At 41.8% G+C, this 562-nt stretch carries 1 protein-coding gene; it reads left to right on the top strand.

Going from position 1 to position 562, the window contains the following annotated elements; all coding sequences use genetic code 11:
- Positions 1-562: RNA-guided endonuclease TnpB family protein (locus HUS61_RS21200; protein WP_175092382.1), on the top strand; the 562-nt coding region annotated here is incomplete at both ends.

Below are 562 nucleotides of genomic sequence, written 5' to 3'. Positions count from 1 at the left end.
CTGGCTTTGACATCAACTCAAAGCAAACGGTGGTTGGTTCGAACGGTTTCGTGGCCGACAACCCGAAGTTTTTAAAGCAAGCAATAGAGAAGTTAAATCAATTGCAACGCCAGCTTGCACGTCGAACCAAAGGTTCAAATCGCTGGCTAAAAACAAAACAACGCATCAATAAATTACACGGAAAAATCTCAAGGCAAAGGCTGGACTTTGCGCACAAAACTTCACGACAGATAACCAATGAAAATGATATTTTAGTGTTCGAAGATTTAAACGTAAAAGCGATGCAAAAGTTCAATGGTAGTATGGTTGCAGATAACGTGATGGGTTTGATCACTCAGCTTTCAAAGTACAAAGCTGAGCTAGAAGGCAAGCTCTATCATGAAATAGGTCGTTTTGAAAAATCCACTGGAATTTGTTCGGAGTGCGGGCAACGCCATGTTTTAACATTGAATGATAGGCGTTTTACTTGTACGGCTTGCGGAGCGTATCAAAGCCGCGATCTAGCTGCAGCTAAAAGCATAGCTAGTACAGGTGAATTAGATATAATTGCGGCTGGAATCGT

It is taken from the genome of Pseudoalteromonas sp. 0802, from assembly GCF_013350085.1.
Taxonomy (GTDB): Bacteria; Pseudomonadota; Gammaproteobacteria; order Enterobacterales; family Alteromonadaceae; genus Pseudoalteromonas.
This window is presented reverse-complemented; position numbering and strand designations above follow the sequence as displayed.